20 protein-coding genes and 2 pseudogenes are annotated in these 20,774 nt (G+C 73.3%); 12 read left to right on the plus strand and 10 right to left on the minus strand.

The window, feature by feature from the left end; translation table 11 throughout:
- Window positions 1–118: 118 nt before the first annotated feature.
- The 5 genes and pseudogenes from xylB to IE124_RS36085 form a co-directional block, all read left to right on the plus strand.
- Complete coding sequence (xylB, locus tag IE124_RS29590) at window positions 119–1,633, plus strand: xylulokinase (RefSeq protein WP_189512192.1); 1,515 nt, start codon at window positions 119–121, stop codon at window positions 1,631–1,633.
- Between the two features lie 113 nt (window positions 1,634–1,746).
- Window positions 1,747–2,319, plus strand: coding sequence for a hypothetical protein (locus IE124_RS29595; RefSeq protein ID WP_189512194.1), 573 nt, complete (start codon window positions 1,747–1,749; stop codon window positions 2,317–2,319).
- A gap of 32 nt (window positions 2,320–2,351) precedes the next feature.
- Entirely contained in the window at window positions 2,352–2,735 is a 384-nt protein-coding gene (locus tag IE124_RS29600) for a VOC family protein (protein ID WP_189512197.1), read from the plus strand.
- Window positions 2,736–2,844: 109 nt separating this feature from the next.
- The gene (locus tag IE124_RS29605) at window positions 2,845–3,231 is read left to right on the plus strand and encodes a VOC family protein (protein WP_189512198.1); all 387 of its coding nucleotides are present in this window, start codon (window positions 2,845–2,847) and stop codon (window positions 3,229–3,231) included.
- Window positions 3,232–3,295: 64 nt separating this feature from the next.
- A pseudogene (locus IE124_RS36085) lies at window positions 3,296–3,433 on the plus strand (DUF6193 family natural product biosynthesis protein); the annotation flags it as partial.
- A 40-nt stretch (window positions 3,434–3,473) separates the two neighbouring features.
- Here IE124_RS36085 and IE124_RS29610 read toward each other — a convergent pair.
- A complete protein-coding gene (locus IE124_RS29610) occupies window positions 3,474–4,340 on the minus strand; it encodes a GNAT family N-acetyltransferase (protein ID WP_189512201.1) in 867 nt (288 codons plus the stop codon).
- Between the two features lie 171 nt (window positions 4,341–4,511).
- Between IE124_RS29610 and IE124_RS29615 the strand changes: the two genes are divergently transcribed.
- A complete protein-coding gene (locus IE124_RS29615; protein WP_189512203.1) occupies window positions 4,512–5,786 on the plus strand; it encodes a serine hydrolase domain-containing protein in 1,275 nt (424 codons plus the stop codon).
- Between the two features lie 29 nt (window positions 5,787–5,815).
- Here IE124_RS29615 and IE124_RS29620 read toward each other — a convergent pair whose 3' ends face one another.
- On the minus strand, window positions 5,816–6,754 hold the full coding sequence (locus IE124_RS29620; protein WP_189512205.1) for a ketopantoate reductase family protein: 939 nt from the start codon (window positions 6,752–6,754) through the stop codon (window positions 5,816–5,818).
- Window positions 6,751–7,320, minus strand: coding sequence for a winged helix-turn-helix transcriptional regulator (locus IE124_RS29625; RefSeq protein WP_189512207.1), 570 nt, complete (start codon window positions 7,318–7,320; stop codon window positions 6,751–6,753). The genes IE124_RS29620 and IE124_RS29625 overlap by 4 nt, the downstream gene beginning before the upstream one ends.
- Before the next feature lie 79 nt (window positions 7,321–7,399).
- On the opposite strand from IE124_RS29625, the gene IE124_RS29630 reads away from it, so the two are divergent.
- Window positions 7,400–8,617: an ROK family transcriptional regulator gene (locus IE124_RS29630; protein WP_189512209.1), complete on the plus strand. Its 1,218-nt coding sequence runs from the start codon at window positions 7,400–7,402 to the stop codon at window positions 8,615–8,617.
- A gap of 125 nt (window positions 8,618–8,742) precedes the next feature.
- On the opposite strand, the gene IE124_RS29635 is transcribed toward IE124_RS29630, so the two are convergent.
- Window positions 8,743–9,513 carry an MBL fold metallo-hydrolase gene (locus IE124_RS29635; protein WP_370468840.1) on the minus strand — a complete coding sequence of 257 codons (771 nt, stop codon included), beginning with the start codon at window positions 9,511–9,513 and terminating at the stop codon, window positions 8,743–8,745.
- A 319-nt stretch (window positions 9,514–9,832) separates the two neighbouring features.
- On the opposite strand from IE124_RS29635, the gene IE124_RS29640 reads away from it, so the two are divergent.
- The 3 genes from IE124_RS29640 to IE124_RS29650 all read left to right on the plus strand — a co-directional run bounded on the left by IE124_RS29640 (window position 9,833) and on the right by IE124_RS29650 (window position 13,107).
- Window positions 9,833–11,335, plus strand: coding sequence for an ABC transporter permease (locus IE124_RS29640; protein WP_189512213.1), 1,503 nt, complete (start codon window positions 9,833–9,835; stop codon window positions 11,333–11,335).
- Window positions 11,336–11,375: 40 nt separating this feature from the next.
- Window positions 11,376–12,062, plus strand: a complete 687-nt coding sequence (locus IE124_RS29645; RefSeq protein ID WP_189512214.1) for an ABC transporter ATP-binding protein — start codon at window positions 11,376–11,378, stop codon at window positions 12,060–12,062.
- A 172-nt stretch (window positions 12,063–12,234) separates the two neighbouring features.
- Complete coding sequence (locus tag IE124_RS29650; RefSeq protein ID WP_189512216.1) at window positions 12,235–13,107, plus strand: alpha/beta fold hydrolase; 873 nt, start codon at window positions 12,235–12,237, stop codon at window positions 13,105–13,107.
- 25 nt (window positions 13,108–13,132) lie between these two features.
- Here the strand turns inward: IE124_RS29650 and IE124_RS35580 are convergent, their stop codons facing one another.
- Window positions 13,133–14,224 (minus strand): M23 family metallopeptidase, encoded by a 1,092-nt coding sequence (locus IE124_RS35580; RefSeq protein WP_306432441.1) that lies wholly within the window; start codon window positions 14,222–14,224, stop codon window positions 13,133–13,135.
- Window positions 14,225–14,232: 8 nt separating this feature from the next.
- Window positions 14,233–15,126: pseudogene (locus IE124_RS29660) on the minus strand (SPFH domain-containing protein); the annotation flags it as partial.
- Window positions 15,127–15,648: 522 nt separating this feature from the next.
- Here IE124_RS29660 and IE124_RS29665 point away from each other — a divergent pair.
- On the plus strand, window positions 15,649–16,125 hold the full coding sequence (locus tag IE124_RS29665; RefSeq protein ID WP_189512222.1) for a hypothetical protein: 477 nt from the start codon (window positions 15,649–15,651) through the stop codon (window positions 16,123–16,125).
- On the opposite strand, the gene IE124_RS29670 is transcribed toward IE124_RS29665, so the two are convergent.
- Window positions 16,043–16,543, minus strand: a complete 501-nt coding sequence (locus IE124_RS29670) for an acyl-CoA thioester hydrolase/BAAT C-terminal domain-containing protein (RefSeq protein ID WP_189512224.1) — start codon at window positions 16,541–16,543, stop codon at window positions 16,043–16,045. The genes IE124_RS29665 and IE124_RS29670 overlap by 83 nt on opposite strands.
- Window positions 16,544–16,829: 286 nt before the next feature.
- On the opposite strand from IE124_RS29670, the gene IE124_RS29675 reads away from it, so the two are divergent.
- Window positions 16,830–17,858, plus strand: coding sequence for a S66 family peptidase (locus IE124_RS29675; protein WP_189512226.1), 1,029 nt, complete (start codon window positions 16,830–16,832; stop codon window positions 17,856–17,858).
- A gap of 85 nt (window positions 17,859–17,943) precedes the next feature.
- Here the strand turns inward: IE124_RS29675 and IE124_RS29680 are convergent, their stop codons facing one another.
- The 3 genes from IE124_RS29680 to IE124_RS29690 form a co-directional block, all read right to left on the minus strand.
- On the minus strand, window positions 17,944–18,366 hold the full coding sequence (locus IE124_RS29680) for a DUF350 domain-containing protein (protein ID WP_055640239.1): 423 nt from the start codon (window positions 18,364–18,366) through the stop codon (window positions 17,944–17,946).
- 258 nt (window positions 18,367–18,624) lie between these two features.
- A complete protein-coding gene (locus IE124_RS29685; protein WP_189512228.1) occupies window positions 18,625–19,227 on the minus strand; it encodes an HdeD family acid-resistance protein in 603 nt (200 codons plus the stop codon).
- Window positions 19,228–19,284: 57 nt separating this feature from the next.
- A complete protein-coding gene (locus IE124_RS29690) occupies window positions 19,285–20,664 on the minus strand; it encodes a dipeptidase (RefSeq protein WP_189512230.1) in 1,380 nt (459 codons plus the stop codon).
- Between the last annotated feature and the right edge of the window lie 110 nt (window positions 20,665–20,774).

Consider the following 20,774-nt stretch of genomic DNA (forward strand, 5'->3'; position numbering starts at 1 on the left):
TTCGTGATTTGTTATCTGAGATAACTAATACGGGATGAGGGTGCCGCGACGCCAGCCCCGCATCCGGGGCAATCAGTGAGAGACACGAGAAGACGACCCAGAGGGATGAGGTGAGGCAGTGCGCACGCGCACCAGCCGTTCCGTCGTGATCGGCGTGGACAGCTCGACGCAGTCCACGAAGGCCGTGGCCGTCGACACCGCCACCGGCGAGCTCCTCGCCGTCGGCCGCGCCCCGCACACCGTCACCGGGGAGGGCGGTGCGCGGGAGAGCGACCCCGAGGAGTGGTGGACCGCCCTCACGACGGCCGTCCGCGCGGCCGTGCGGGACGCCGGCGTCCCGGCCGCCGCCGTCACGGGCCTCGCGGTCGCAGGGCAGCAGCACGGCCTCGTCACACTCGGCGCCGACGGCCGCCCCCTGCGCCCGGCGCTGCTCTGGAACGACACGCGCTCCGCGCCGCAGGCCGCCGCCCTCGCGGCCGGGCTCGGCGGTCTCCATGGGCCCAAGTCCTGGCTGGAGCGCACCGGTTCGGTGCCCGTCGCCTCCATGACTTCCGCAAAGTGGCAGTGGCTGCGCGAGCACGAACCGGCGCTCGCCGCCGCGGTCGCCGGGGTCCGCCTCCCGCACGACTACCTCACCGAACGGCTCACGGGCCACGCGGTCACGGACCCCGGGGACGCGTCGGGGACGGGCTGGTACGGAAAGGGAGGAGGCTCGGGAAGCGGCGACGCCTACGACCCCGAGATCCTGGACCTCCTCGCTATCGACCCGGCCCTCCTGCCCGCCGTCGCCCCCTCCGGCGCCACCCGCGTCGGCACCCTCACCGCGGCCGCCGCGGAGGCCCTCGGACTGCCCCGCACGGTCGCCGTCGCGGCCGGCACCGGCGACAACATGGCCGCGGCCGTCGGTCTCGGCCTCGGCGGCGCGGGCCTGCTCGACCACCCGGTCGTCAGCCTCGGCACATCGGGCACGGTCTTCGCCGCCACCCGCACCCGGCCGGCCGACCCCGGGCTCGCCGGGTTCGCCGCCACCGACGGCACGTACCTCCCGCTCGGCTGCACCCTCAACTGCACGCTCGCCGTGGACCGGTTCGCCGCCCTCCTCGGCCTCGACCGCGAGGACACGGTGCCGGGTGGTGACGCGGGGGTCGTGGTGCTGCCGTACCTGGACGGCGAACGCACCCCCGACCTGCCGCACGCCGCCGGACTCGTCACCGGCCTGCGCCACACGACCGACCCGCGCGCGATTCTGGGCGCCGCCTACGAGGGCGCCGCCTTCACCGTCCTGCGCGCCCTCGACGGACTCCTCGCCGCCTGCGGCCTCGACCTGACGGACTCCGCCGTACGCGATCGTCCGCTGCGCCTGATCGGAGGCGGCGCGCGCGGCAAGACCTGGACCGACACCGTACGCAGGCTCTCCGGGCGGCCCCTGATCGTCCCCGCCGCCGCGGAACTCGTCGCCCTCGGAGCCGCCGCCCTGGCAGGGGGCGCCGTCACCGGCGAGGACCCCGTGGCCCTGGCCCGAGGCTGGGGCACGGGCGCGGGCGAACTCCTGCCGCCGCTCCCGCGCTCCACGGAGACGTGGGACCGGATCGCCGGAGTCCTCACGGCGGCGAGCCCGGTCCTCCTGCGCTGACCTGCTGGGAACGGGAGCTCTGTAGGGTCGACGCTTCGACGGTTCGACAGTCGGTCGATCAAAGAATCGACTGATTCACGGATCAACGGATCAAGGGATCGACGGGGAGACGTATGTCCAAGTTCTCGGCGCCGGGCGCGGTGGTGGTGGCAGTGGCCCTGGCCGTACTCGGTGTGGGCTGCGGTGCGGACGACGCAGGCGACACGCGCGAGACGGCCGCGTCGGCCGGGACCACGGCTTCGGCCGCACCGGCCGACACGACGGCTCCGGCGGACGGGGAGCCCGGCGCCCCGACCACGGGCGAGTCCGGGGTCGGGGCGGGGACCGGCGCCCCGTCCGCCACCCCGGACACGTCGTCGACACCGGGGGACACACCCCCCGAGCTGGTCCGCGACGCCTTCGCCGGACTCCAGGCGACCTTGAACGACTCGTGCGACACGCCCGGCAACTGCGAGTACTTCCTCGGGCGGGTCTACGACGAACTCCACCGCATGGACCGGGCCATGAAGGCCGACCCGAAGGGGCCCGGGCACTTCCCCGAGCCGATCGAGCTGATCGAGAAGCTCGACGGGGAGCTGGACGGCGACCGTTCCTTCGAGAACCTGAAGAAGCACCAGAGCCTGTTGATCGGCACGCGCGACCGGATCAACACGTGGATGCAGGGCCATCCCGACGACTACCGCTGATGCCCGGCGACGTCGCTCCCTAGACTGACGGCATGGCATGCCGCATCAGTGAACTGGTCGTCGACTGCGTGGACCCCGACCGGCTCGCCGTGTTCTGGAGCGAGGTCCTCGGCTACGTCGAACTCGGCCGGGAGGACGACGGAAGCATCGAGATCGGGCCGCCCGGCACCGGCTTCGGCGGCCCGCAGCCCACCATGGTCCTCAGCCCGAGCAGCGACCCGCGGACCGGGAAGCTCCGCCTGCACATCGACGTCAGCCCCACCGACCGGGACCAGGACGCCGAGCTGGCGCGCCTGCTCGCGCTCGGTGCCAGACCCGCCGACGTGGGCCAGGACGGCACCGAGAACTGGCACGTCCTGGCCGACCCGGAAGGCAACGAGTTCTGCCTTCTGCGTGCCCGGATCCCGTCCGTCTGAGCACACCGGAGCCGCGCAAAACACTTGATCGTCGGCTCCCTGACCCGCATGATCGTCTGGCTCCGGCGCGGCCGGACGCGACGCACCTTCCAGAACGGGGATCCCGCACATGCGAGTCAAAGCCTTCGACCACCTCGTACTCAACGTGACCGACGTCGACAAGGCCCTCGAGTTCTACACCGGCGCGCTGGGCCTCGCGCCCGAGCGGGTCGAGGAGTGGCGGGCCGGCAAGGTCTCCTTCCCGTCCGTGCGCATCGACGAGAGCACGGTCATAGACCTCTTCTCGCGTCCGCGGGGCGAGTCCAACGTCGACCACATCTGCCTGGTGGTGGACCCCCTGGACTGGCAGGAGGTCATCGACTCCGGGACGTTCGACGTCCTGGAGGGCCCGGTCCCGCGCTGGGGCGCGCGCGGCTCGGCGCAGTCGGTCTACGTGAAGGACCCGGACGGCAACACGGTCGAGCTGCGGTGGTACCCGCAGGACACCGAGGCCTGACGACCCGGCGAAGCGGAAGCCGGCTGCCGCCGCCTCGCCGGGGGACCGGCGGGGCGGGCGGCGGCGACGGCGGGATGACCGCGGCAGCCCGCGGATCGCCGCGACGGACAGCGCGCGAGTCGCGGTGGCGATGGTCGTCGAGCGCCTGCCGCCGGGATGCGGCCGGGCGTTCGTCGGTACCGCGCGCGAGCCGGCCACGTAACGAACGGACGCGGGACGGGGGCAGGAGCCGAGGCCGCGCGCTACGCGGACCGGTGCCAGTCGCGGACCTCGGGGGACGGGCGGAAGCCGGCCGACTCGTAGGCGGCTACGGCGCCGGTGTTCGAGCTCGGCGTGCAGACGAGTGCGGTCGACGCGCCCAGCTCCTGGAGCGCGGCCGCCGCGGCGAGGGTGATCGCCCTGCCGTGGCCGCGGCGCCGGTGCGCCCGGTGCACGCCCATCGGTTCGAGCAGTCCGGGCCGGCCCGGACCGGCCGACCACACCGTCACCGCCGCAACCGCGTGGTCCTCGTCGTCGTACGCGACGAGGCACCGGGCGTCGGCGAACGGCAGTCCGGTCGCCATCGCGTGCCAGCGGTCCTCCGTGAACGGCGACCCGTCGAACGCCGCCCGGTGGACGGCGGCGTACACGTGGGCCCGCTCGGGCCGGGCCACCTCGATCCGTAGGCCCGGGTCGGGCACTTCTTCGGAGAGGTCGCGGCGCAGGGGCGTCCACGGCTCGTCGGTGTTCCAGCCGTTTCCGGGCAGCAGGTCATGGATCAGGGCACCCGTCGGAGCGTCGACGTTCGCCGGCCCCTCGGGCAGCACCCCGCGCTCCGGCCCGGTCACGTCGCCGACCAGGCGCCGCGCCAGCTCCTCGTCCCGCCGGGCGTCCGGAGCGATCGTCAGGCGGAGCAGCCCGGGACCGTCCAGCAGGCCGACGGCGAGAATCCGTCCGTCCCGGCTCCACGTCCTGACCGCGGCGGCGGTCGCTTCCCCACCCGACCGCCAGAACCATCCCACGTCCCCCGGATGCAGCTGAAACGGCGCACCGTCGTCCTGCCACTCCCGCAGCGCGCCCACAGCGCGACCCAGCCCGTCGACGTCCGGCGTGCCCAACACGATTGCCATGCCCCGATCACACCGCACGGCACCGGTGGTCCGCACCCCGATTTCCGCCGGGCCGCTCCGCGCGCCGCTGCATCCGAACGGCGTCAGGCGGCTGCCCCGCACGGGCGCGTCCGGCGTCGTGTGCGGAGTGTTCCGCCGGGCGCGGCCCCCGTCCCGGACATAGTGCGGCCCATGACACGCACTCTGTTCCGTAACCGGACGCGGCCACGTACGCGTCCCCGGGCGGGCGCCCGCAGGGCCCTGCTCTGCGCCGCCCTCCTCGCCGTCACCGTCCAGACGACCGCCGCCGCGCCCGTGTCCGCCGAGCAGCCCGGTGGCCGGGCCGGACTCGGCGGGCAGGACTGCGTGCCGACCGACGGCCCCCGCGACGACCGGGCCCGCCGGGTCCTGGACATCGCGCGCAAGGCCAAGAAGGACCTCCGCCTGAAGGCCGTGCAGCTGCGCGTCACCGTCGACGGGCGCGAGGTCGTCACCGACGCCCTGGGCGAGTCCATGACGGGTGTCCCGGCCCGGCCGGACATGCACTTCCGCGCCGGATCCGTCGCCTTCGCGCACATCGGCACGGCACTCCTCCGGCTGGTCGAGGAGAGGAGGGTCCGCCTCGACGACACCGTGGAGCGGTGGCTGCCCGACCTGCCCAAGGCCGACAGGATCACCCTGCGGATGCTGGCAACCAACACCACCGGCCTCCACGACTACGTCTCCGACCCGGCCTTCCTCGCCGAGCTGGAGGCCCACCCCTTCCGTGCGTGGACCCCGAAGGAGCTGGTGAGTTACCCCCTTCGCCACTCCTTCTGGTATGAGCCCGGCGCCAGTTGGAGCTACTCCCACGCCAACTACGTCCTTCTGATCGCCGCGTTGGAGAAGATCACCGGCGTACGGATCGACAGACTCCTGCGGGAGAAGGTCACCGGCCCCCTCGGACTGCGGAACACGCAGAACAACTTCACCCCCGACATCCCGCGCCCCGCCCTGCACGCCTTCACCTCGGACCGCGGCCTCTACGAGGAGTCCACCTTCTGGAACCCCTCGTGGACCACCGCGCCCGGCGCCGTCATCACCACCCACATCTGCGACCTCGCGCGCTCGGCCCAGGCCATCGGCAGCGGTGAGCTCCTTTCGCCCCGCTCCTACCGCACCCTGCTCGACCCCGGCACGGTCGGCCTCGGCGGCGCGACCGCGAAGTGCCCCGCCACGATCTGCCTGAAGCAGACCGAGGCCAAGCACTTCGGCTTCGGCGTCATCGTGATCAACGGCTGGGTGCTCCAGAACCCGTCCTTCTCGGGGTACGCGGCGATCCAGGCGTACCTCCCGTCCGAACGTCTCGCCATCGCGGTCTCCGCCACGAAGACACCGACCACCCCCGACGGGAACATGGCCCAGGAGGTCGCCGAGCTCATCGCGGCGGAGCTCGCGCCGGGTACGCCGCTGGACGACCTCGCCTGACGGCGCGGCGGCCGGTGGGCGAACGCCCGTCAGACCCCGGCCGCCGCCGACGCGCCGACCCGGCGCTGGTGGACCCGCAGGTGCAGGGTCGCCAGGTCGAGCAGCGGGGTCGCCACACCGAAGCCACGCGCCCGGCCCGTCAGATCGCCGAAGAGGTGCTCCACCTCGGTGGGGTGACCCGCCGTCAGATCGCGGTACAGGGACGGCACCATCGGCGAGCCCGGCGCGGACACCACGGCGAGCGTCGCCGCCCGCTCCTCCTCCGGTACGGGATGACCCGCCGCGGCGGCGACCGCGGCGGCCTCGTCCAGGACCGCGGGCCCGAGCGCGGGCCCGCCCGGGGTGTCGTACACGTCGCCGACCGTGCCGCGCATCAGGCTCGTCACGGCACCGAAGGTCGTGATGAAGACCCACTTGTGCCACATCGCGGTCATGACCCGATCCGGCACCGGCGCGTCGATCCCCGCCCCTTCGAGGATGGACCTGATCCTCTCCACGCGCGGGGAGACGGTGCCGTCCTGCTCGCCGAAGGCCAGATGGGCGAGCGGGGCCAGCCGCCGGATGTCACCGGACGCGTCGAGCGTCGTGACGACCTTGGCCACCCCGCCGAGGACGGCGGACGCGCCGAAGCGGGCGTTGAGGACGTCGATGTGGGCGAGGCCGTTGAGCAGCGGGATGACGGCGGTGCCGGGGCCGACGGCGGGCGCGACGTCCTCGACGGCCCGTTCGAGCCCGGTGGACTTCACCGAGAGCAGGACGAGGTCGTACGGGCCCGTCAGCTTGTCGGCCGTGACGAGCCGCGGAGCGACGATCCACTCCTCGTCCCTGCCGACGACCCGCAGACCGCGCTCGCGCAGCGCGGCGGCGCGGGCCTTGCGGACCAGGAAGGTGACGTCCTGCCCGGAGCGGGCGAGCAGGGCACCGAAGTAGCCACCGGTGGCACCGGCGCCGACGACCAGGATCTTCATGCGTGCGAACCTCTCGTGGTGCGCCCCTGGGGCGCGGTGGTGAGCAGGGGGGTGAGCAGCCGGTGCGGGCGGGCGAGCGCCGCCGTCACAGGGTCGTCGCCCTCGGCCGGGGGCGGGAGCCCCGGACCAGGGGTGACCAGGACGTCTCCGACCGGTACGGCCGTGCCGCAGCCGGTGCACTGCCCCTCGGGGTCGATCGGGGCCTCGTCGCCGACGTGCCGGAAGACGCGGCGCGGACCGCCCTCCGCCGCGTAGAACTCCTCGCCCCATGCGGTGAGCGCGCGGACGGCCGGCCAGAGGGCGATCCCCTTGGGCGCCAGGACGTAGACCTCGCGGCGGCCGGTGCCCGTCTCGGGCCGCCGGGCCAGGACCCCGGCCTCGACGAGCGTGGCCAGGCGGTCCGTGAGGACGGCCCGGGGGACCGCGAGGTGCGCCGCGAACTCCCCGAACCTGCGGACCCCGTAGAAGGCGTCACGCAGGACGAGCAGCGTCCAGCGCTCGCCGACGATCTCCATGGAGCGGGAGAGGGCGCACGTCTGACGGCGGTAGTCGCGTGGCAGCGTCATGGGGAGACCCTAGCCGAATCAGTTCGGTCACCGAACTGTTTTCGGGTGAGCGAAAGGGGCGACTAGGCTCTCGCTCACCATGAACCAGCCCACGGAACCCAAGGCCGACAAGTCGGGAGTGCGCCGGCACAACCTGAGCCTCGTCCTGCGGACCGTCCACGAGGCGGGCGAGACGACCAGGGCGGCCGTCGCGGCCCGCGTCGGACTCACCAGGCCCGCCGTCTCCTCGCTCGTCGAGCAGCTCCTCGACCTCGGCTTCCTCGTCGAGTCGGGCAAGACGTTCAGCGGGCAGGCGGGTCGGCCGGGCACCGTGCTGAAGCCGGCGGACACCGGTCCCGCGGGACTCGGCGTCGAGGTCAACATCGACTACGTGACGGTCTGCGTCGCCGACCTGACCGGCACCGACCGCGTCCGGCGCAGCGAACGCCTCGACAACCGCGCGGCCGGCGCGGCCAAGGTCCTGGACCGGGCCGCCCGCATCGCGGCGGAGGCCCTCGACGAGGCTGCCGCACTGGGGCTGGTCCCGGCCGGAGCCGGGCTCGCCCTGCCCGGGCTCGTCACCGCGGGGACCGTCCGGCAGGCGCCCAACCTCGGCTGGAACGAGGTCGCCGCCGAGCGCCTCTTCGGCGAGGCCCTCGCCGCGCGGCGCCCCGGCACCGGCGGCCCCGCGGGCCTCGCCCTGACCTCCGACAACGAGGCCAACATGGCGGCCCTCGCCGAGCTCTGGTTCGGCGCGCTCGGCGACCTCCGGACCTTCCTGCACCTGACCGGCGAGATCGGCGTCGGCGGCGCGATCGTCGTCCACGGTGAACTCCTGCGCGGCGCACACGGCTTCGCCGGCGAGATCGGCCACCTGGTCGTCGACGCCGAGGGCCCCCGCTGCCGCTGCGGATCGCGCGGCTGCCTGGAGCAGTACGCGGGCCAGGCCGCGCTCCTCCGGGCGGCGGAAGCGCCCGACGTCGCGGAGCTCGTACACCGTGCCGAGACCGAGGACCCGCGCGCGCTCGGCGCGCTCACCGAGGCGGGCCGCATGCTCGGCCGCGCCCTGTCGGGCGCCGTGAACCTCCTCGACCCCGAGGCCGTCGTCCTCGGCGGCATCTACCCGCTGCTCATGCCCTGGCTCGCCCCGGCCGTAGCCGAGGAGCTCTCCGCCCGCGTCGTCTCCGGTCTCTGGCCCCCGGACTCGACCCGCCTCCGCGCCGCCTCCCCGACGTCCGACGCGGCCCGGGGCGCGGCGGCCCTGGTGCTCCACGACGTCCTCACGGACCCACTGGCCTACGCCACGACGGTCGCCTGACGGTCCTCCTCACCAACCGGGGATCCGGACCGGCCGGGCATGCGGACCGGCTGGGCATGCGGACCGGCCGGGCTTCCGGATCGGCCGGGCTTCCGGATCGGCCGGGCTTCCGGATCGGCCGGAGATCAGGACTCGGGCCGGGAGGCGGACCCGGACGGTTCGACGAACGGGCGGGTCAGGTGGGCCGTCGCCAGGACCGCGCCGCGTTCGACGGCCCGGGCGAGCAGCTTCTCGCGGGAGGCCCGCGCCGTCGCCGGATCGCGTTCGTGGGCGTACGCGACGCCCGGTGCGGCGAGCTGGACGGCATGGACGAGGAGGTCGCCGGTGACCAGGACGTCCCGGCCGTCGGCGTGCTCGACGAGGACCGACTGGTGGCCGGGCGTGTGCCCCGGCGTGGGCAGCAGGGTGACGCCCGGGCGGAGCCGGTGCGTGCCGTCGACCTCGTGCAGCTGCCCCGCGGCCCGCAGCGGTTCCACGACCCAGGACCACACCGGGTCGCTCCGGTCGAGCGCGGCGGTTTCCGCGCTCTGGACGACGTACCGGGCGTCCGGGAAGAAGGGCCGCCCCGCCGCGTCCGCGGCCCAGCCCGTGTGGTCCTCGTGCAGGTGTGTCAGGACCACGGTGTGGATGTCCCGCCGGTCGATCCCCGCTTCCGTGAGCAGGTCCGGCAGCCGGCCCGGGACGGGGCACCAGGGTGCTCCGGGGCCCTCGGCGGGGCCCACGCCGGCGTCGACCAGGGTCCAGCCCGTACCGCCCGGGTCGGCGACGGCGAAGCACCGGAAGTCCAGCCGCCAGGCTCCGTCGGGCCCGACCGAGCCCGGGTCCAGAGCGGCGGCGGCCGCCCAGTCGGCTGGGCCCGCCCCGGGGAACGCGTCCCGCGCCGACTTGAAGAACATCCCGGTGGCGTCGAGCAGCGCGGTCACCGGGCCCTGCCGCACCGCGCCGAGCTGCTCCGACCGCTCCCGTCCTTGCTGATCCGGCCCCTGCCGATCAGCCCCCCGCCGTTCCGCTCCCGGCCGCACCGGACCCTGCTGCGCCGTTCCCGGCCTGACCGTTCCCCCGTTGTCGGACATGGCGCCGACTCTGCCACCGGGAGGCGCTGCCTGCCCAGGGAAACGGCCGATTCCCCGTTCCGGTCCACGCGGCTGACGCGCTCTCATCCGGCTCTCACGCGGGCCTTATCCCACCATCACACGCCGCTCCTACCTTCGCGCCATGTTCTTCACCTACCTCCGGCGCGAGCTGCGCCGCCGCAGAAAGGCGGCGCTCGTCGTCGCCTCCGGGCTCGCGCTCGGGATCGCGCTGGTCATCGTCGTCAACTCCGTCTCCTCCGGCATGAAGGTCGCCCAGGGCAAGGTGCTGGAGTCCCTGTACGGACTCGGTACGGACCTGACGGTGACCAAGGCCCGGGACCAACTCCAGGAGGGTGCCCGGCCGCAGCGGCCCCGGTTCGCGTTCGAGGGCCAGGAGGAGGGGGAGGAGAAGCAGAGCAGCGACCGCCTGATGGTCCAGGGTTTCGAGACCCTCGCGGACTCCACCGTCGCCACCGTCGCGAAGCAGCAGGGCGTCGACCGGGCGGTGGGCGGCCTGAGCCTCGTCAACCTCAAGATCGACGGCGAGTTCACGCGCGGCCGGATCCAGCGCGGTGAGCAGCAGCCCGGCCAGCCGGGGCAGCCCGCGCAGCCGGGCGAGGCCACCGGCGGAGGCCCGGGCGGGCCCGGTGACACGGTCACCGGCGGCGGCGCGGCCTTCGACGTCAACTCCTTCACGCTCTACGGCACCGACGTCACGGCCCCCGACCTCGGCCCCCTCACCACCTCCACCGTCTCCACGGGCCGCACCTTCGAGACCACCGAGACCGACGCGAAGGTCGTCGTCCTCGACAGCGCCTACGCCCGGCAGGAGGGGCTCACGGTCGGCGGGAAGCTGACGGTCAAGGGCGTGTCGTTCGAGATCATCGGGATCGTGACCGCCGACAGCGGACAGTCCGCGGCCCAGGTCTACCTGCCCCTGAAGCAGGCGCAGACGCTCTCCGCCTCCACCGGCAAGATCACCACGATCTATGTGAAGGCCACCGACTCGACCAAGATCGAGGCGGTCAAGACGGCCATCCAGAAGAACGTCACCGGCACGACCGTCACCACCTCGGCCGACCTCGCCCAGACGGTCTCCGGCTCCCTGGACACCGCCGCGAACCTCGCCTCCACCATGGGTAAGTGGCTCTCGTACGCGGTGCTCCTCGCCGCGGTCCTCGTCGCCGGCCTGCTCACCTCCTCGGCGGTCGGCCGCCGCGTCCGCGAGTTCGGCACGCTCAAGGCGCTCGGCTGGACGAGCGGCAGGGTCACCCGCCAGGTAGTCGGCGAGGCCCTCGTCAACGGCGTCGTCGGCGGCGCCCTCGGCATCGCGGCCGGCCTCGCCGGAGCCTACGCGGTGACGGCCGTCAGCCCGAACCTCACCGCCGAACTCGGCGCGAGCGTCGGCGGCTTCGGCGGGCGGGGCGGCGGCGGGATGGTCTTCGGCGGCGCCGCGGTCGGCCCCGGCGGAGCCCGTACGGCCGTGGGCAAGACCATCGACATCGCCCTTACGGCCCCCGTCGGCCTCGCCACCGTCGGCCTCGCCGTGCTCCTGGCCCTCGGCGGCGGTCTCGTCGCGGGCGGCTTCGGCGCGTGGCGTGCCTCGCGCCTGCGCCCCGCCGACGCCCTGCGCCGCGTCGAGTAGCCACCCCCCCGCACGCACCACCCGACACAGGAGCCACACCATGTACGAACTCATCGGCGTCACCAAGCAGTACCGGCGCGGCCGGACCAGAGTGGACGCACTCGCCGGCGTCGACCTCGCCATCGGGCAGGGAGACCGCCTGGTCATCCAGGGCCCCACGGGCGGCGGAAAGTCCACCCTGCTCCAGATGCTCGGCGGCCTCGACCGCCCCACCTCCGGCAGCGTCCTCCTCGACGGCACCGACCTGGCGAAGCTCTCGGAGCGCCGCCTGACGGCCGTACGCGGCCAGAACATCGGATTCGTCTTCCAGAGCTTCAACCTCATCCCCACCCTCACCGCCCTGGAGAACGTGGAGACCGCCCTGGTCCCGCTCGGCGTCAAGACCGCCGACCGCCGCGACAGGGCGGCCGAGGCCCTGGACTCGGTCGGGCTCGTCGAGCGCCTCGGGCATCTGCCGTCCGAGCTCTCCGGCGGCCAGCAGCAGCGCGTGGCCATCGCCCGCGCCCTGGTGAAGCGGCCGAAGGTGCTGCTCGCCGACGAACCGACGGGCAATCTCGACGAGTCGATGCGCGACGAGATCGTCGACCTCCTCGAAGGGCTCTGCGAGGAGCACGGGCTGACCTTCGTCATGGTCACCCACGACAGCGCCGTCGCCCGCCGCGCGCCCCGCCTGGCCACGATCCGCAAGGGCCGGATCACGGTGAAGGAGAACCGCCCGGTCGGTTGAGCGGTTGATCGGTGGGTGAGGGGCTGAGACGGGGATCACCCCACCGTCATGGTGTTCGGCATTGCCGAACACCCTTACGGTGTCCGGGCGCCGGCAGTCCGGAGTGCGCCTCACCAATCCCCAAGCCATGCGGTACGAGTCTCGAGTTCCGCATCATGAGTCAGGAGCCGCGATGTTCACCTTCACCTCCCGGGACGGGATCGCCATCCACGTCCACACGTGGCTCCCCGAGGGGAACGCGCGGGGCGTCGTGCAGATCGCGCACGGCATGGGCGAGCACGCCGCCCGGTACGCCCCGCTCGCCGAGCACCTCACCGGCCTCGGCTTCGTCGTCTACGCGGGCGACCACCGGGGCCACGGACTCTCGATGCACGCGGGCGCGGGCCATTTCGGCGAGAACGGCTGGAACCTCCTCGTCGAGGACATCGCCGCCCTCACCCGGATCGCCCGGGACCGGCACCCCGGGGTGCCGGTGATCCTGCTGGGGCACAGCATGGGCTCCTTCGCCGCCCAGCAGTACCTCCTCGACCACTCCTCCCTCGTCGACGGCGTCGCCCTCTCCGGTACGACGGCCGTGGACGGGCTCCTCACGGGACTCGCGGAGGCGGCCCGGCAGGCCGCGGAGGCGGGCGTCGAGGGAGGCGATGTCTTCGACGCCTTCAACGCCGCCTTCGCGCCCAACCGCACGGACGCGGACTGGCTCAGCCGCGACGAGAAGCAGGTCGACGCGTACCTCGCCGACCCGCTGTGCGGCTTCGCCGCCGACGACCGGGGGATGGCCGACATGGGGGCCGCGGCGGGCCGGCTCGCCGCGCCCGAGGGCATCCCGGCGGGCCTGCCCGTCTACGTCCTCGTCGGCGACCACGACCCGCTCAACGCCCGCCTCGCCCTCTCCGACCTGCTGGTCGCCCGCTACCGCGAGGCCGGGCTCACCGATCTCACGTACCGCAGCTACGAGGGCGCCCGTCACGAGGTCCTCAACGAGACCAACCGGGACGAGGTCGTCGCCGACCTCACCGCCTGGATCGAACGCGTGGCGGGCTGACCCCTCTCCCTCCGCGTACAGCCGTCTATACGCGCACGCCGTGGCCGCGAAGATAGGCCAGCGGGTCGACGTCCGAGCCGAAGTACGGCGTGGTCCGCACCTCGAAGTGGAGGTGCGGACCCGTCACCCGCCCCGTCCTCCCGGACCGCGCGATCCGTCGGCCGGTGGACACGCTCTGCCCGGGGGACACGTCGATCCGCGAGAGATGGGCGTACTGGGTGTAGCGGCCGTCGGGGTGCCGGATCACCACCTCGTAGCCGTACGAGCGGCTGTACTGTGCCGTCACCACGCGCCCCGGACCGACCGAGCGGACCGTCGTCCCCGTCGGGACCGCGAAGTCCTGGCCCGTGTGGTAGCCCCTCGACCAGGCACCCGGCTGCCCGTAGTACCCCGTGAAGACGTACGAGGAGACCGGCACCGTCCAGCTCCGCGAGGACGGAGTGGCCGGGGCGGTGGGTCCGGTCGGCTTCGAGGTGTTCCCCGAGGTGCCGGTCCGCTGCTCGTACGTGGACCTGTGGCTGGTCCAGTACCAGTGGCCGCGGGACTTGTACCAGTAGACGCGGTCCTGGGCGTCCCAGCCCTGCCGCCCCCGGAAGACGGGCCCGCCGGTACGGCCCCCGCCGCCGGCGGCGGTCTGCTTCCCGCCGCCTCCGGAACCGCTGCGGCCCGTGCGCTGGACGTACGTGGAGTGGTGGCTGGTCCAGCGCCACTCGCCCGCCGCGTTCCGGAACCAGTACTTCGAGCCGTCCCAGCCGGCGTGGGCAGGGGCCGGCTCGGCGAGCGCCGTGCCACTTCCCGCCCCCACCAGGGCGACCGCGCCGACGGTCGCGACGACGGCACGGCGTACCCCTTGCAGGGCCGCCGCACCGGAGCGCACGCCGTCCGTGCCCAGGCTCCGGGCGGCCTGGGCGCAGCCCGCGCAGGCGCAGCCGAGCGGTATCTCGTCGGTGAAACCGGGCGCGGCGAGCTCGGAGGCCGAGCGCTCGGAGGAGGTGAGCCCGGGGGCGGTGAGCGGGGAGGAGGTGAGCTCGGGGGTGGTGAGCGCGGAGGAGGTGAGCTCGGAGGAGGTGAGCTCGGGGGTGGTGAGCTTGGGTGCGGTGACTCCGGGGGTGTTCACGGTCCTTGTCACTCCTGATCCTTGGGGGCCGGCCCGCCACGCCGGGTGTAGAAGGCCACGGTCAAGTCCTTCACCAGGGCCTGGCGTTCGAAGTCGTCGAGTGCGACGAGTCCGCGGGTGGTCAGCCGGGTGACCGTGTCGTCCACGGCGTCGATGACGCCGGTCAGGACGGTGTCCCGGTGCTTGGCGTCCAGCGCCGCGATCTGCCGCCGCTGCATCGCGGCGGCCACCTCGGGTGCGTACTCGATGCGCGTCGGCTGGGCGGAGAAGACCGCGATGCCGACCGGCCGGCACTCGGCCGCGAGCATGCGGGTGAGGGCGTCGCCGACGGCCTCGGCGTTCCGCAGGGTCGGCACGTCACCCCGGAAGGCGTCGGCGGGCAGTTGGGAGAGGACCCGCGCGGCTGCCGCCTCCACCTGCTCCCGCAGATAGCCGAGATGGTCGTCGACGGCGTAGAGCGCCCGGGCGGTGTCCCGTACCGTCCAGACCACCAGGACCACCACGCGCAGCGCCGAACCCTCGGAGTCGACGACGGAGATCGGTTCGCTGCGCCAGTGCCGCAGCCTGACGTCGATCCGGCGGCGCAGGACGAACGGGCTGACCCAGGCGAGGCCGGTGCGCTGCACGGTGCCGCGGTAGCGGCCGAAGAGCGACAGCACCCAGGCGGAGCCCGTGCGTCCGCGCGTCAGGCCGCCGAAGGCGACGACGGTGACGACGGCGCAGCCGGCGAGCGCGGCCCACTGCCAGGGCAGCAGCTGCGCGCCGGTCAGGGGGCGGCTCCGCCACAGCGTCGCCACGGCCCCGGCGAGCGCGGTGAGGCCGGCGAGCACGGCGAGCCAGCCGGGGACGGCGGGCCCGCGGCGCTCGACGAGGCCGGGGTCGGGATCGGAGGGCGGCGGCCGTCGGGAGACGGCGACCGGTGGGACGGACTGCGGCGACTGCGGCGACAGGGGAGACAGCGGGGGCTCCGGCGACCGGGGGGACAGCGAGGACTGCCTGGCGTGCCCGGGCCGCCGTACGGACGTGATCCCGTCGGCTCGTAGCCCGGGCTCCGGGAGCTCTGCGGACTCTGCCGGCTGTACCCATGCTGCTGGTTCTGTCAGTTCTGCCGCCTCCGGCCGGTGGTCGGGCCTGAGCAGGGTGCCGGTCGGTCGCGCGGAATCCGACCGGAAGAGGTCGTCCATGGGTATGGCGTCGGGGTGACGACGCACTCGGACGGGCAGGGGCCGCTTCTGTGGCTCGGTCATGAGGCCCTTCCGGCCGTCGTCCGGAGATGACGGCACGTCGGATGATCTTCGGAGACCATCGCCACAGGGGTGAATGTCCGAAATGCCGCGACGAAAGTCCCGAATGCCGGGGTCTTTGGTCCCTTGGCCAAGGGTTCACGGTGGGCGGTTGTCAGTGGCGGCGCCTACCGTTTTCGTATGACGACGACGAGCGGTGGGGGAACGTTCGAGGTGGCGACGGGTGACGGTCCGCCGCTGCCCGCGGCCGAGGCCGAGCAGCGCTCGCGGGAGGTCCGGGCGGCCCGGGACGGGCTGCTCCAGATCCGGCGACTGACGAACGGTCAGGCGGGCGACCCGAAGGCGGTGCCCGCCGAGTGGGAGCGTGGCAGACCGGTCCGCGCGGTGGCCCTGGCCCTGGAGGCCGGCGGGCTCGCCCCCTCGTCCGTCGACGCCTCGGGCGCGCGCGTCGCCACCGGCTACCGGGTCAGGGCGGGGGACCGGCCGGCCAGGGCCGTGGTGGAGTGGCTGGGCCCACCGGGCTCGGGCGCCGCCCAGGAGGAACCGGAGGCGCTGGCCTCCTGCATGGCAGCGCTCACCCGCCTGGGCTGGGACGCGCTGCTGTACCGGGGGCCCCGAGGGCGCCGCTTCCTGGAGGTGGAGCCCATGACTCCCTGACGGGAGCGGATGCGCTACCTGCCCGTGCTGCAGCCGAGCGCCTCAAGGATGTGGGGCACCAGGCCGCCGCTCCCAGGAGAGCGTCGGCCTCGGGCGTGCCTCCGTACCGGAAGCGCGGGGAGGGCGTGGCCGGGCCCTTCCCCGGAAGGCGTGGCCGATGGCCGGCGCAGTGATGGGTGATCAGTCGCACCGCGGCACCGGCCGAGCGCCTGCGCTCCGCCAACCGTTCGGCGAAAGGCAGGGACGGCCACATCGCGTCGTCGCCGCCCGCGACGAGCAGGAGTTCAGCCCTGGCCTTCTCCACGGGTATCTCCGCGGGGGCGGCCGGACGGGCGAACGTCCTCTCGCTGAGCTCGTACCATCCGCGGAGGGCGACCGGACCGTCCGACGGTGGTGCGGCCGTCCAGGAGTCGTCCATCGGCACGAAGGGGAGCGGCTCTTCCCACCAGGTCCAGGACGACGGATACGGCTGCCCTTCGCCGTCGTGGCCCGGCGGCGCTGGAGCCCGCCAGGACCAGCACGCCGACGTCCGTACCGGCGGCGGGAGCGACCAGGAGGCCTTCCCACGGATCCGTCAGCTCACGCTCTGTCGGTTCCACGCGCACTCCCCGAGCCCCTTCGTCCCCTGTGCTGCCCCGGCAGTTGTCCCCGCGCCGGCGAAGACCTTGAAGGAGGACCGGAGACGGCATGCCAGAATCCACCGCATGTCGATTCGTTACCCAGCCCCCCTGCGCCCCGGCGACCGCATAGGTGTCACCTCCCCTTCCAGCGGTGTGCGGAAGGAGATGCGGGCGCGCCTCGATGTCGCGGTCCGCGACGTGGAGGCACGGGGGTACGAAGTGGTGGTGGGCGACTGCATGGACGGGGACGGTCACGTCAGCGCGCCCGTCGCCGACCGCGCGGCCGAGCTGATGGCGATGCTGACGGACCCGGGCATCAGGGCCGTGGTGCCGCCGTGGGGCGGCGAGACCGCGATCGACCTGCTGCCGCATCTCGACTGGGACCGGCTGCGGGAGGCCGAGCCGACCTGGCTCGTCGGGTTCTCCGACATGTCGACCGTCATGACGCCACTGACGCTCCTCACGGGTACGGCCACCGTGCACGGCAACAACCTTATGGACACGCCCTACCGCGCGCCGGAGGGGCTCCTGTCCTGGCTCGACATCGTCGGCGCTCCCCAGGGCCACCGGTTCACACAGGTTCCGCCGAACCGCCACCGGGCCGCCGGATGGGACGACTACGTCGCGCACCCCGAGGTACGGGAGTTCACTCTCGACACACCCGGCGGGTGGACCCGGCTGGACGGCGACGGGGACGTGGAGGCCGAGGGGCGCCTCATCGGGGGCTGCATCGAGACGCTGTGCAACCTCACCGGAACGCCCTACCTGGACACCTCGGGTTTCGCCCGGGCCTCGGCCCCCGAAGGACTCCTCGTCTACGTCGAGGCGTGCGGCGAGGACGCGTTCGCCATCTGCCGGTACCTGCACGGCATGCGGATGGCGGGCTTCTTCGACGAGGCGAACGCCGTCCTCGTCGGCCGGACCCCGGCCCCCGGGCGCGACTCTCTCAGCCAGCACGAGGCCGTGCTCGAAGCGCTCGCCCCGCTCAACGTGCCGATCATCGCCGACGTCGAGTGCGGGCACGTGGTGCCCTACATGCCGATCGTCAACGGGGCGCGCGGCCGGGTCGTCCACACGGCGGCGCGCAGCGAACTGACCCAGTCGCTGGACTGAGACCCCGGCCGTAGGCACCGGCCTCACGCACAGAGGACGCGACCCGTCTCGGGCCGCGTCCTCTGTGTGCGTACGACGTCGGGCGTCAGGCGATCGAGGCGGAGACGATCGCCGAGACCGCGAGATTGCAGGAGGCCGTCACCCACACCGCCGGGTGCGGCTCCGGGTCGACGAGCGTCGCGCCGAGCTTGCCCGGCGTCACCAGGTCCAGGACGAGGAAGGCGACCGCCATCATCACGAGGCCCAGGAGGCCGAACGCCGCCGTGGAGACGAGGCCCTTGCCGAAGTTGTCGTACGTCGTCCAGATCGACGTGAAGACGATCCCGCCTATGCCGAGAAGCGCGGAGCTCAGCAGGATCGCGGCGTTGCGGTTGCGCTCTTCCCAGATCTGCCGGCCGAGCTTCCCGGGCGTCAGCAGATCCACCAGCACGATGCCGAGGATCAGCAGGACCACGCCGAGGGCGCCGTAGGCACCTGCGCGGCCCAGGCCGTTGACGATGTCGCTCATGGGATGCCGGCTCCGAAGGGTTGCGATCACGGGGGATCGGTGGTCAAGGACCGGCAAAATGTAGCGCACAGGTCAAGTGCGCCCGCCGCCCGCCCGGAAATCGGGCGGACGGCGGGTGTGTGGCGGGTGTGCGGAAGGTGTGCTGCGGGAGGGTGGCGAGGCGGGAGGCACGGGGGCGAAGAGCCCCGCCGGCCCACCCGGTGCGACAGGGACAGGGCGCTCCGTCAGGCCCCCGGCGACAGGGGACAACGCGCTCCGTCAGGCCCCCGGCGGCAGGTTCTTGGCGCGCGAGCGGATCATGAAGGCCGTGACGATCTCGACCAGGCCGACCATGATCAGCCAGATGCCGGCGAGGACGGTGAGGACCGTCACCGACTCCAGGGGCGACACGATGAGCACCACGCCGGCCACCGCGCTCACGACGCCGAGGAAGATCTGCCAGCCGCGGGCCGGCATCGCGGGGTCGGAGGCCGCGGCCACCGTCTGCGTGATGCCCCGGAAGAGCCAGCCGATGCCGATCCAGAGCGCGAGCAGCAGGGCCGACTGCATCGCGCCGCGGAAGCAGAACAGGCCGAGCAGGATCGCGAGCGCGCCGCTGATGAAGGCCATGACCCGCAGCGCCGTTGTCGCGTGCGTGCCGAAGGCCGCGACCAGTTGCATCACGCCGCTGATGAGCAGGTAGAGGCCGAAGAGCACTCCGGCCACGGCCAGGGAGGCGTCCGGCCAGGCGAGCACCATGATGCCCAGGACCGCCGAGACGAGCCCGGCCACGAGCAGCACCTGCCAGGCGGCGCCGGCCAGGGCGGCGAGCGGACCGGGAGGTACGTCGTGTCGCGCGGATGTGTCATGAGTCTGTGTCATGGAACCTTCGGTCCCTTTCCGTTCGGGGACGTCGGGGGCGCGTCACCGCCCCCGGGGTCATCGGACCGCCGACGCGTAGCCGCTCAGGAACAGCGCCTCGGCCAGCGCCATGTGCTCGATCTCCGACGGGTCCACGCTCTCGTTGGGCGCGTGGATGAGGCAGCCGGGCTCCTCGACGCCGATCAGCGCGATCTCCGCCTCCGGGAAGCGGTCCGCGAGCACGTTGCACAGCGGGATCGACCCGCCCTGCCCCGACTGGACCATCTCCTTCCCGTACGCCTGGTGCAGCGCCGACGCCAGCGCCCGGTAGGCCGGACCGTCGGTCCGCGCCCGGAAGGGCTGTCCGCCGCTCTCCGCCTCCACCTCGACGCGGGCGCCCCAGGGCGTGGACGCGACGAGATGGTCGGTGAGCGCGCGGAGAGCCTTGTCCGCGTCGATGCCCGGCGGGACCCGCAGGCTGACCCTGGCCCGTACCTTCGACTGGATCGCGGCCGAGGAGCCCACGACCGGCGGGCAGTCGATGCCGAGGACGGTGACGGCGGGCCGGGCCCAGAGCTCGTCGGCGACCGAGCCCGTACCGACGAGGGAGACGCCGTCCAGGACGCCCACGTCGGTGCGGAACTGCTCGGCCGGGTAGTCCACGCCGTCCCAGGAGCCGTCGCCCGGGAGCCCCTTGACGGCGGTGTTGCCGTCCTCGTCGCGCAGGCTGTCGAGGATCCGTACGAGCGCCGCCAGCGCGTCGGGCGCCGGCCCGCCGAACATGCCCGAGTGCATCTCGCCCTTGAGCGTGGAGACGGTGACGACCACATTGGCGAGCCCGCGCAGCGAGGTGGTCGTGGTGGGCAGCCCGAGCGAGAAGTTGCCGGTGTCGCAGATCAGCAGGGCGTCGGCGTCGAAGAGCTCGGGCTGGAGCGGCACCAGCTGCTCCAGGCCGCCCGTGCCCTGCTCCTCCGAGCCCTCCGCCACGAACTTGATGTTCACGGGGAAGCCCCTGCCCTCCGGCCCGCCGAGCGCGCGCAGGGCCGTCAGGTGCATGGCGATGTTGCCCTTGCAGTCGGCGGAGCCCCGCCCGTACCAGCGGCCGTCGCGTTCGCTCAGCTCGAAGGGCGGTGTCCGCCAGGCCGCGTCGTCCAGCGGCGGCTGGACGTCGTAGTGGCAGTAGAGCAGCACCGTGGGCGCCCCATCGGGGCCGGGCGCGTGGCCGACGACGGCGTCCGAGCCGTCCGGGGTCGTCACCCGCCGCATGTCACGGAGCCCGGCCTCGGTGAAGGCCCGGACGAGGAAGTCGGCGGTCTTCGCGCACTCCTCGGGAGGGAACTGCCGGGGATCAGCGACGGAGCGCATCGCCACCAGCTCGGTCAGGTCCTCCTTCGCCCGGGGCATCAGGGTCCGGACCTTCTTCCGCAGAGCTGCGGTCTCGGGGGACTCGGCGGTCATGCGTACCCACTCTCATCGGGACGGCCACAGCCCCCTCACTTAAGCAATAGAGGACAAACGCCGCAAAAGATGACTCCGATGGAGCACAGGACCGCGGTCCCGGGCGGCAC

Origin of the sequence: Streptomyces narbonensis (assembly GCF_014649015.1) — a bacterium.
GTDB lineage: Bacteria > Actinomycetota > Actinomycetes > Streptomycetales > Streptomycetaceae > Streptomyces > Streptomyces narbonensis.

Coding starts and splice junctions, on each gene's coding strand:
- IE124_RS29640 (WP_189512213.1), top strand. CDS start 9,833: ATGTTCTTCACCTACCTCCGGCGCGAGCTGCGCCGCCGCAGAAAGGCG.
- IE124_RS29685 (WP_189512228.1), bottom strand. CDS start 19,227: ATGACACAGACTCATGACACATCCGCGCGACACGACGTACCTCCCGGT.
- IE124_RS29680 (WP_055640239.1), bottom strand. CDS start 18,366: ATGAGCGACATCGTCAACGGCCTGGGCCGCGCAGGTGCCTACGGCGCC.
- IE124_RS29675 (WP_189512226.1), top strand. CDS start 16,830: ATGTCGATTCGTTACCCAGCCCCCCTGCGCCCCGGCGACCGCATAGGT.
- IE124_RS29690 (WP_189512230.1), bottom strand. CDS start 20,664: ATGACCGCCGAGTCCCCCGAGACCGCAGCTCTGCGGAAGAAGGTCCGG.
- IE124_RS29610 (WP_189512201.1), bottom strand. CDS start 4,340: ATGGCAATCGTGTTGGGCACGCCGGACGTCGACGGGCTGGGTCGCGCT.
- IE124_RS29595 (WP_189512194.1), top strand. CDS start 1,747: ATGTCCAAGTTCTCGGCGCCGGGCGCGGTGGTGGTGGCAGTGGCCCTG.
- IE124_RS29620 (WP_189512205.1), bottom strand. CDS start 6,754: ATGAAGATCCTGGTCGTCGGCGCCGGTGCCACCGGTGGCTACTTCGGT.
- IE124_RS29670 (WP_189512224.1), bottom strand. CDS start 16,543: ATGGACGACTCCTGGACGGCCGCACCACCGTCGGACGGTCCGGTCGCC.
- IE124_RS29665 (WP_189512222.1), top strand. CDS start 15,649: ATGACGACGACGAGCGGTGGGGGAACGTTCGAGGTGGCGACGGGTGAC.
- IE124_RS29650 (WP_189512216.1), top strand. CDS start 12,235: ATGTTCACCTTCACCTCCCGGGACGGGATCGCCATCCACGTCCACACG.
- IE124_RS29630 (WP_189512209.1), top strand. CDS start 7,400: ATGAACCAGCCCACGGAACCCAAGGCCGACAAGTCGGGAGTGCGCCGG.
- IE124_RS29600 (WP_189512197.1), top strand. CDS start 2,352: ATGGCATGCCGCATCAGTGAACTGGTCGTCGACTGCGTGGACCCCGAC.
- IE124_RS29625 (WP_189512207.1), bottom strand. CDS start 7,320: ATGACGCTGCCACGCGACTACCGCCGTCAGACGTGCGCCCTCTCCCGC.
- IE124_RS29645 (WP_189512214.1), top strand. CDS start 11,376: ATGTACGAACTCATCGGCGTCACCAAGCAGTACCGGCGCGGCCGGACC.
- IE124_RS29615 (WP_189512203.1), top strand. CDS start 4,512: ATGACACGCACTCTGTTCCGTAACCGGACGCGGCCACGTACGCGTCCC.
- IE124_RS29635 (WP_370468840.1), bottom strand. CDS start 9,513: ATGTTCTTCAAGTCGGCGCGGGACGCGTTCCCCGGGGCGGGCCCAGCC.
- IE124_RS29605 (WP_189512198.1), top strand. CDS start 2,845: ATGCGAGTCAAAGCCTTCGACCACCTCGTACTCAACGTGACCGACGTC.